The 267-nt window shown below is 75.7% G+C and carries 1 protein-coding gene; it reads right to left on the reverse strand.

Annotated elements, in window-relative coordinates; all coding sequences use genetic code 11:
- Window positions 1–249 (reverse strand): ATP-binding protein (locus SB775_RS30115; RefSeq protein ID WP_410864916.1); only part of this gene is annotated, 249 nt, incomplete at its 3' end.
- Window positions 250–267 lie beyond the last annotated feature (18 nt).

Consider the following 267-nt stretch of genomic DNA (forward strand, 5'->3'; position numbering starts at 1 on the left):
CTCGCGGAGCCCGGCGGCGATCCCGAGCAGGAGCAGCCCTGGAGTCTGCCTGTCCCGCGCGAACGATTCCGCGTGCGCCGTCCGGCCGCCGGCCCCGAGCGTCAGCTCGTCCATCAGCCGCGACTTCCCGATGCCCGCCTCCCCGCCGATGAGGAGCATGCCACCCCGGCCCGACGCGGCTTCCGCCCGGCGCTGAAGCGCCGAGGCCAGTTCGTCCTCGCGTCCGACGAAAAGCGGGCAGACCCGCACCGCGCCGCTCCTCGGCGG

Source organism: Peribacillus sp. SIMBA_075, from assembly GCF_046534585.1.